Consider the following 8,291-nt stretch of genomic DNA (forward strand, 5'->3'; position numbering starts at 1 on the left):
ATCAGCCGCGGCGCGTTTTGCGGCTGCTGCCGAAGGCGGCGATCAGCGCCAGGCCCACCAGCGCCAACGCGATCTTGTCGCCGAAGCGCGCGTAGGGCGTCAGGCCCGTCATGCCTTGCACCGACACCGGCAGCACGCCCGCCTGCAAAGGCGCAAGCTGGGCGGCGACATGGCCCTTGGCATCAATGGCGGCGGTGATGCCGGTATTGGTGGCCGTGAGCATCGGGCGAGCGGTTTCCATGGTGCGCAGCCGGCCGATCTGCAGATGCTGGCGCAAGGCCCAGGAATCGCCGAACCATCCCAGATTGCTGACGTTGACCAGGATGGTCGCGCCCGCCTCGCCGTTCGGGCCGGGCAGCAGCGCCGGCAGCAGGTCGGGGCCGAACAGGTCTTCGTAGCAGATGTTGAAGGCAATGTGCTGGCCGCCCACCGCGAAGGGCGTCTGGCGTTCCCCGCCGCGGTCGAAATCGCCCAGCGGGATGTTCAGCATGTCCACGAACCAGTGGAATCCTGGCGGCACGTATTCGCCCCAAGGCACCAGGTGGCGCTTGTCGTAGCGCATGGCGGTGCTGCCGGCGACAAGCTGTTCGACCGGCGTATTGCCGTCAAAGCCCATCACGCTGTTGGTGTAGCGGTCGCGGCCATTGACGCGGTCGTGCAGCGGCACGCCCATGGCGATGGTCATGTTGCGTTGCGCGGCCACGCCGCGCCAGGCGTCCCAGACGCGCGGATCCAGCTGGTCCTGGAAGATCGGCAGCACGGTTTCGGGCAGGATCACCAGTTGCGGCGCGGGAACGCCCGCCGCCGGCGGCAGCGCCGTCATTTCCAGGTGGCGCACCAGGCTTTGTTCCAGCAGGGCGGGATCGAACTTTTGCGACTGTTCGATGTTGCCCTGGACCAGCCGCACGTTGAGCGGATCGCCGGTGGGCGAGGACCAGTCCACGCGCGACAGCGGCCAGCCGGCGGCGGCCAGCGCGACGGCGATGCCGGCGGCCAGTGCCTGGCGTGAGTCCATGGCCTTTTTGCGGGACGGTTGCCACAGGCTGGCGATCGCGGCCGCGACGAACGCGGCGACGAACGCCATGCCGTGCACCCCGACGATGGGCGCCCAGCCGGCGATGGGGCTGTCGACCTGTGCGTAACCGATATTCAGCCACGGGAAGCCGGTCAGCAGCACGGCCCGCAGCCATTCGAAGCCTGCCCACAGCGCGGCCCAGGCCAGTGTGGCGGCCAGGATACGGAAGGGCGGCGCGCCGTTTTCCAGCGGCGTGTAGCGGCGTGCGAGCGCGCTGGCCGTGGCGGGAAACAGCGCCAGGAAGGAAGACAGCGCAAGCACGCCGGCAACCGCCAGCGGCGCGGCCAGATCGCCGTAGCGATGCATGCTGATGAAGAGCCAGTACAGACCCACCGCATAGGTGACGAACGCGAACAGCCATCCGCGCGCCCAGGCCTGTTTGGCCGACGGGGCGGTGAGGGTGACGCGCGCGGCGATCGCCAGCGCCAGGATCTGCGTGATGGCCAGCGCCCAATCCGGCAAGGGGCCGGGCGCGAAGGTCAGGGCGTGCACGGCGCCCGCCAGCATCAAGCCGGCGGCGCCGCGCAGGAGTCGGCTGCGCGGGGTACGGCTCATGCGTCGTCGGTGGGGCGGGAAGTTTCGGTGGGGGTGTTGCGCTTGACGCGCAGCCAGATGGCGCGGCGGGCGTCGCCGCGCGCCACTTCCATGCGCAGGCCGTCGAATTCGGCGATGTCGCCACGGCGGGGGATGCGGCCCAATTGGCCGCCCATCCAGCCGCCGACGCTGTCGTATTCGTCGTCGGGCAACTGGCAGCCGAACACCTCGTTGAAGTGCGAGATATCCGTGGCGGCCAGCACGCGCCACTGGTTTTCGCCTTCCGGGAAGATCGAGTCTTCTTCGGTTTCGTCGAATTCGTCTTCGATGTCGCCGACGATCTGCTCCAGCACGTCTTCCATCGTGACCAGGCCGGAAATGCCGCCATGCTCATCGATGACGATGGCCTGGTGGTTGCGGCTGGCTCGGAATTCGTGCAACAGCACGTTCAGGCGCTTGGATTCGGGGATGAACACGGCGGGGCGGACCAGCGTGCGCACTTCGATACCGGGTTCCAGCATGCAGCGCAGCAGATCCTTGGCCAGCAGGATGCCGATGATGTTGTCGCGGTCGCCTTCGTAGACCGGAAAACGCGAATGCGCGGTTTCGATCACCGTGGCCACCAGATAGGGGATGGGCTGGGTGACGTCCAGCAGGTCCATGCGCGAGCGCGGAACCATGATGTCGCCGACGGTGCCCTCGGACACGGCCAGCGCGCCCTTGATCATCTTGTAGGACTCCGCGTCCAGCAGGTTGCGGTCGTGCGCGGCTTCCAGAATGGCCTTGATGCCTTCGCGGTCCTCGGGCTCTCGGCGCACAAGGGAAAGCAGGCGGTCTAGAAGGGATTTGGTGGCGGGTTTGGCTGAGCGAGCAGAGGTCGCTTCGGGAGCAGGGTAAGGGTCAGACATCGTCCGGGAGGACAAGTTATGGAGGGGCCAGCATAACCGAAACTGGCTTCCCGTTTGTAACGGAGGCCATGAAAATGGGGCCAATCGACGGCATCTGCGTCTTGCTTGGCGCCATTTTCCTGCAATTTCTAGGGGTAGACCCGAAGTGCCCGCGCCGGGTTGGCGCTAGTCTGCCGCGACGTAGGGATCGGCAATGCCCATCTGCGCCAGCGTGGCGGTTTCCAGTGCTTCCATCCGCTTGGCGTCACGCGCCTTGATGTGGTCATAGCCCAGCGAATGCAGCACGCCGTGCAGCGTCAGGTGGGCGGCGTGGTCCAGCAGCGGCTTGCGCTGTTCCCGGGCCTCGCGCACCAGCACGGGCACGCACATGACGATGTCGCCGCGGGCCACGCCCAGGGGATCCACGCCGTACTCAAACGTCAATACGTTGGTGGCGTAATCGCGTTCGCGGAAATCCCGGTTCAGGCGGCGGCCTTCGGCGGCGCCGACCAGCCGCAGGCTGAGTTCGGCGGCCGAGAATTCGACCAGGCCGTCTTGCGCCGCGGCGGCCAGGGCGCGTTCAGCCCACCGGCGCAGGCGCCAGCGGGGCAGGCGGGGTTCTTCCACCCCGTACTGGACGGACAGGGACAGCTCAGGCTTCATTTTCGGAGGCGCGGTCGTAGGCGTCGACGATGCGGGCGACCAGCGGGTGGCGCACGACATCGCGGCTGGTGAAACGGGTGGTGGCGATGCCCTGGACGTCGTGCAGCACCTTGACCGCATGGGCCAGGCCGCTGTCCTGGCCGCGCGGCAGGTCCACCTGCGACGGGTCGCCGGTGATCACGGCCTTGCTGCCGAAGCCGATCCGCGTCAGGAACATCTTCATCTGTTCCGGCGTGGTGTTCTGGGCTTCATCCAGGATGACGAAGGCATGGTTCAGCGTGCGGCCGCGCATGTAGGCCAGCGGGGCGATCTCGATCGTCTGCTTTTCGAACAGGCGTTGCACCTTCTCGAAGCCCATCAGATCGTAGAGCGCGTCATACAGCGGGCGCAGATACGGGTCGACTTTCTGGGCCAGGTCGCCGGGCAGAAATCCCAGGCGCTCGCCGGCTTCGACGGCCGGCCGGGTCAGCACCAGGCGCTGCACCGTGTCGCGTTCCATCGCGTCGATGGCGCAGGCCACAGCCAGCCAGGTCTTGCCGGTGCCGGCGGGGCCCACGCCGAAGGTGATGTCGTGCTTGAGGATGTTGTTCAGGTAGTCGCGCTGGCGCGGCGTGCGCGGGCGCAGGTCGCTGCGCTTGGTGCGCAGCGCGATGCCGTCGCTTTCGTCGTCCAGGGCGGGCAGCGGGTCGGCTTCGCGCGCCGGCTCGTCCCTCTGCTTCTCTTCCAGCCGTCCCACGCCGATCTCGACCAGGCCCAGCTGGATGTCGTCGACCGACAGGGCGCGGTGCACGGCCTGCTCATGGAAGCGCCGCAGCACCCGGCCGGCCAGTTCAGCCTGTTCGCCTTCGATGGTGACGCGGCTGCCGCGGCGCGAGAGCTTGACCCCCATGCCGTCGGCAAGCTGCCGCAGGTTTTCGTCCAGCGGGCCGCACAGATTGGCCAGGTGGGTGTTGTCGCCGTCCAGGTTGACGACGGCGGGCATGCTGCGACGGGCGCGGGAACGGGGAGTGGTCATTCGGCCTCTTGGGGAACGCGGTCTACGTCTGCCACCCGGGCGCGCAACGAATTGGTGTGCGCTTCGGTGATGATGACGTCGACCATTTGTCCGATGAGCCGCGCGGGCGCGGCGAAGTTCACGATGCGGTTGTTCTCGGTGCGGCCCATCAGTTCGTTGGGGTCGCGGCGCGAGGGGCCTTCCACCAGCAGGCGCTGGCGCGTGCCGACCATGTTGCGGGCGATGGTGGCCGCCTGCTCGTTGATCAGCGCCTGCAGGCGCTGCAGCCGGCGCAGCTTGACGTCTTGCGGCGTATCGTCGGTCAGGTCGGCCGCGGGCGTGCCCGGGCGGCGCGAGTAGACGAACGAGAACGAGGTGTCGAAACCAACGTCCTCGATCAGCTTCATCGTCTTTTCGAAGTCTTCTTCCGTTTCGCCGGGAAAACCCACGATGAAGTCGGACGACAGAGTCAGGTCGGGGCGGGCGGCGCGCAGGCGACGGACCACCGACTTGAATTCCAGCGTGGTGTAGCCGCGCTTCATGCCGGCCAGCACCCGGTCGCTGCCGGCTTGCACGGGCAGGTGCAGGAACGACACCAGTTTGGGCAGGCGGGCATAGGCGTCCACCATGCGCTGGGTCATTTCCTTGGGGTGCGAGGTCGTGTAGCGAATGCGCTCGATGCCGGGGATCTCGTGCACGTACTCCAGCAGCATGGCGAAGTCGGCGATGTCGTCCGTGCCTTCCATCTTGCCGCGGTAGGCGTTCACGTTCTGGCCCAGCAGCGTCACTTCCTTGACGCCCTGGTCGGCCAGGTCGGCCACTTCGACCAGCACGTCTTCGAAGGGGCGCGAGACTTCCTCGCCGCGCGTGTAAGGCACGACGCAGAAGCTGCAATACTTGCTACAGCCTTCCATGATCGAGACGAATGCGGTCGCACCGTCGACGCGCGGGGGCGGCATGTTGTCGAATTTTTCGATCTCGGGGAAGCTGATGTCCACCTGGGACCGGCCTTCGGCGCGGCGGCGTGCGATCAGGTCGGGCAGGCGGTGCAGGGTCTGCGGGCCGAACACCACGTCCACATAGGGCGCGCGCTTGACGATGGCCGCGCCCTCCTGACTGGCCACGCAGCCTCCGACCCCGATCACCAGATTCGGGTTCGTTTTCTTCAAGTGCTGCACCCGGCCCAGGTCCGAGAAGACTTTTTCCTGCGCCTTCTCACGCACCGAACAGGTGTTGAACAGGATGACGTCGGCCTCTTCCGGGTTGTCGGTCAGCTCAAGGCCCTGGTCGCCACGCAGCACGTCGGCCATCTTGTCCGAGTCGTACTCGTTCATCTGGCAGCCGAAGGTGCGGATATACAGCTTGCGGGGGGAGCCGGCGCCGGTGTTTTCGAGGGCGTCTGCGAGGGGGGAGGCGGCGTTGCCGCCGTCGGGCGCGTTGCCGCGCTTCAGGGAGGTAGCTTGCATGATGGTCGCCGTGACGGGTGTAGATCCCGGGGGCTGATGGGCTGGAAAGGCGGAATTTTAACCCTTGCGCGAAAATTGTTCCTTGGTGCCGCGGGCGGTCGCCGTTACGATAGCGGTCCGGCCGGCTTTCAGCGGGCGGTAATATTTCTCATTTTCTTTGAGCGGTACCGATGACACCCAATCCCATGACGCCTCCGGTCGCCGCTCCTGCGGCCCCCGCCGCGCCTGGCCTGCCCGTACCGGACGAAGTCCGCAATCCGTTCTCGTTGGCCACCTGGTTGCTGCTGGGCGTTGCCTTGGCTGCCGCGGCGGCTGCCTGCGCCCGCTGGGTGGATCTGCCGCTGGCCATCTGGATCAAGCAGTCGGTGTCCGACGGCGTGAACGAGTCCTTCGAATGGGTGGGGCAAATGGGCGAGAGCGGCCCGTACATCGGCGTGGCGCTGGCCTTTTACGTCGTGGGCCTGATCGGCCTGGCGCGCGGCTGGCGCAACCCCTTGCGCATGAGCTACGCCAGCATGGCGCGCGGCAGCCTGCTGATGCTGTCCACGATGGCCGTGGGCGGGCTGGTGGTGCTGGTGCTGAAACGGTCGGTGGCGCGGGCCCGTCCCGAATTGTTTTTCGAGAAAGGCATCTACGGGCTGGGCGAATCCTTTTCGCGCGTGCAGCAGTTCAATTCCTTTCCCTCCAGCCACACCTATGCCGCGTTCGCCGTGGCGGTCGTCCTGGGCATCCTGGCCCCGCGCTGGCGCGCGGCCTTCCTGCTGCTGGCGGCGCTGGTGGCGATGAGCCGGCTGGTCAATCTGGACCACTACCTGTCCGACGTGATGACCGCAGCCGGCATCGCCGTGCTGGTCGGCCACGTGTTGGCGCCTCGCGTGCTGTGCAGCAAGTACCAATGGCCGCTGCGCGCGCCGTGGCGGTGGTGGAAAAAGGGCTGAACGTCCGCACGAATAAATAGGGCCGCGATCCACTCGCGGCCCTTTTTTCATGGCGTCGGATGGGGCCCGCTTTAAGCGAAGCCCACCACCACGCGCCGGTTGGTGCGGCTCTTCTTTTCGATCTTGGTGACGGCGATGGCGCCGATCTCTGTCGTATTGCGCACATGCGTGCCGCCACAGGGCTGGCGGTCGACGCCCGGGATGTCGATGATGCGGATCTTCGCGGTGCCGGCAGGAGGCGCGGCGCCCACCGTGCGGACCAGGTCGGGTTGCGCGGCCAGCTCTTCGGGCGTGATGCCGTTGACCGCGACGTCGAGGCCGCGGTTGATCAGCGCATTCAGCCGTTCGGTCAGATCCGTCTTTTCCAACGTGGACTCGGGCAGGTCGAAATCGATGCGGGCGGAGTCGGGGGAAATGCTGCACCCGGTCACCGGCGCGGGCACCAGCGAACCCAGCAAATGCAGACAGGTGTGCAGGCGCATCAGCCGATGGCGGCGCGCCCAGTCGATCGCCACGGTGACGCGGTCGCCGACTTGCGGGGCGGCGTCGCCGTCCAGCACGTGGAGGATACGTTGGCGGTCGTCGGCGTAGACGGTGTCCGTCAGCGTCAGGACGCGGCCGTCCGCCAGGGTCAGCGTGCCGCTGTCGCCCGCTTGGCCGCCGCTGCGCGCATAGCAGACGGTCTCGTCCAGTTCGATGCCCTCGGGATTCACGGCGATGACGGTGGCGTCGCACTGGCCCAGGTAGGGCTCGTCGTCGAATCGTTTACGGGTGGCGGGCATAGGGTGGTCTCCGGTTTGGGGTGTTGAATTGTTGTTATCGGGTGGGGTCGTGCCGGGCTCATGCCAGCGTCTTGACGCCCTGGGGGGTCTCGATCTGCGCCCACAGGCGCGGGGTGCCGCTGGCTTGTTCAAGGTCGATCAGGGTGTCTGCGCCCATCCAGGTCAGTCCCTGGCGCAGCAGGCCGGCCTGCGGATGGCTACCCGTCAGGCGGACCAGCTTCAAGGGTTGGCGCGGCAGGCTGATGCCGGGGTAGGCGTCCACGTCCCATTGGATCAGCGTGGGCAGGAGGCCATCGCCTGCGGCATGGCCGGCTTCGCGCCAGACCGGCAGGCTGCCATCGTCCGGCACCGTCAAGCGCCAGCGCAGCTCGCCCCGGGTCATGGGGATGACGGGCGCGATGCGCTCGGGATGCTCGGCCTGCATGCGGGTCAGGTCCATGGGCGCTTCAACCCGCGCCGCCCAGTGCGCCAGGAACGGCTCCTGTTCCAGGCGTGCGCGCACGTCGCCCTGATCAAGCCCAAACCAGCGTGCACGCTCGGGCGGCGGCGCATCGGGATCGATGGCGATCACTTCCAGGTAGATGCCGTCGGCCATGCCCAGCACCCGGTTATGGGTGCCCATGCGCGGGTGGACGCCGCCGCCTTGCGGCGCGATGCCCAGAAGGTCTGCAACGTATTGCGTGCCGCTGGCAAGGTCCGCCGCGGCGATGACGAGATGATCGATGGATAGTTTCATGGTGTTCCTATGGTAGCCAATGCTGGCGCATTCGTACCCGTACAGAGGGACAAGAACGCGCAGTACAGTGGCAGGCCAAATAAAAAACCCGTCGCAAGTGAACTGACCCCCGAAAGTTGGACGTAGATCCAACCTTCGGGGGTTTTTACATGGCGAAGTACGACGAGAACTTCAAGCTCAAGGTAGTCAGGCAGTATCTGTCCGGAACAGGAGGCA

The 8,291-nt window shown here is 66.8% G+C and carries 8 protein-coding genes; 1 reads left to right on the forward strand and 7 read right to left on the reverse strand.

Annotation, left to right across the window (positions count from 1 at the left end):
- Position 1: 1 nt before the first annotated feature.
- The 5 genes from lnt to miaB all read right to left on the reverse strand — a co-directional run bounded on the left by lnt (position 2) and on the right by miaB (position 5,619).
- The gene (gene lnt, locus CEY09_RS17410) at positions 2–1,630 is read right to left on the reverse strand and encodes an apolipoprotein N-acyltransferase (RefSeq protein ID WP_088589597.1); all 1,629 of its coding nucleotides are present in this window, start codon (positions 1,628–1,630) and stop codon (positions 2–4) included.
- Positions 1,627–2,517 carry an HlyC/CorC family transporter gene (locus CEY09_RS17415; RefSeq protein ID WP_088589598.1) on the reverse strand — a complete coding sequence of 297 codons (891 nt, stop codon included), beginning with the start codon at positions 2,515–2,517 and terminating at the stop codon, positions 1,627–1,629. The genes lnt and CEY09_RS17415 overlap by 4 nt, the downstream gene beginning before the upstream one ends.
- 165 nt (positions 2,518–2,682) lie before the next feature.
- Positions 2,683–3,159: an rRNA maturation RNase YbeY gene (ybeY, locus tag CEY09_RS17420; RefSeq protein WP_088589599.1), complete on the reverse strand. Its 477-nt coding sequence runs from the start codon at positions 3,157–3,159 to the stop codon at positions 2,683–2,685.
- The gene (locus tag CEY09_RS17425; protein WP_088589600.1) at positions 3,149–4,174 is read right to left on the reverse strand and encodes a PhoH family protein; all 1,026 of its coding nucleotides are present in this window, start codon (positions 4,172–4,174) and stop codon (positions 3,149–3,151) included. The genes ybeY and CEY09_RS17425 overlap by 11 nt, the downstream gene beginning before the upstream one ends.
- The gene (miaB, locus tag CEY09_RS17430) at positions 4,171–5,619 is read right to left on the reverse strand and encodes a tRNA (N6-isopentenyl adenosine(37)-C2)-methylthiotransferase MiaB (protein WP_006222706.1); all 1,449 of its coding nucleotides are present in this window, start codon (positions 5,617–5,619) and stop codon (positions 4,171–4,173) included. Before miaB ends, CEY09_RS17425 begins: the two co-directional genes overlap by 4 nt.
- 170 nt (positions 5,620–5,789) lie before the next feature.
- Between miaB and CEY09_RS17435 the strand changes: the two genes are divergently transcribed.
- Positions 5,790–6,557, forward strand: coding sequence for a phosphatase PAP2 family protein (locus CEY09_RS17435; RefSeq protein WP_088589601.1), 768 nt, complete (start codon positions 5,790–5,792; stop codon positions 6,555–6,557).
- A gap of 71 nt (positions 6,558–6,628) precedes the next feature.
- On the opposite strand, the gene CEY09_RS17440 is transcribed toward CEY09_RS17435, so the two are convergent.
- Positions 6,629–7,339, reverse strand: a complete 711-nt coding sequence (locus CEY09_RS17440; protein ID WP_088589602.1) for an alanyl-tRNA editing protein — start codon at positions 7,337–7,339, stop codon at positions 6,629–6,631.
- 58 nt (positions 7,340–7,397) lie between these two features.
- Positions 7,398–8,075: a VOC family protein gene (locus CEY09_RS17445; RefSeq protein ID WP_088589603.1), complete on the reverse strand. Its 678-nt coding sequence runs from the start codon at positions 8,073–8,075 to the stop codon at positions 7,398–7,400.
- Positions 8,076–8,291 lie beyond the last annotated feature (216 nt).

Origin of the sequence: Achromobacter marplatensis (assembly GCF_002209535.1) — a bacterium.
Lineage (GTDB): Bacteria > Pseudomonadota > Gammaproteobacteria > Burkholderiales > Burkholderiaceae_B > Achromobacter > Achromobacter marplatensis.

Bases quoted from the DNA above. Each gene is read 5' to 3' on its own strand.
- lnt (WP_088589597.1), bottom strand. From the start codon at position 1,630: ATGAGCCGTACCCCGCGCAGCCGACTCCTGCGCGGCGCCGCCGGCTTG.
- CEY09_RS17415 (WP_088589598.1), bottom strand. From the start codon at position 2,517: ATGTCTGACCCTTACCCTGCTCCCGAAGCGACCTCTGCTCGCTCAGCC.
- ybeY (WP_088589599.1), bottom strand. From the start codon at position 3,159: ATGAAGCCTGAGCTGTCCCTGTCCGTCCAGTACGGGGTGGAAGAACCC.
- CEY09_RS17425 (WP_088589600.1), bottom strand. From the start codon at position 4,174: ATGACCACTCCCCGTTCCCGCGCCCGTCGCAGCATGCCCGCCGTCGTC.
- miaB (WP_006222706.1), bottom strand. From the start codon at position 5,619: ATGCAAGCTACCTCCCTGAAGCGCGGCAACGCGCCCGACGGCGGCAAC.
- CEY09_RS17435 (WP_088589601.1), top strand. From the start codon at position 5,790: ATGACACCCAATCCCATGACGCCTCCGGTCGCCGCTCCTGCGGCCCCC.
- CEY09_RS17440 (WP_088589602.1), bottom strand. From the start codon at position 7,339: ATGCCCGCCACCCGTAAACGATTCGACGACGAGCCCTACCTGGGCCAG.
- CEY09_RS17445 (WP_088589603.1), bottom strand. From the start codon at position 8,075: ATGAAACTATCCATCGATCATCTCGTCATCGCCGCGGCGGACCTTGCC.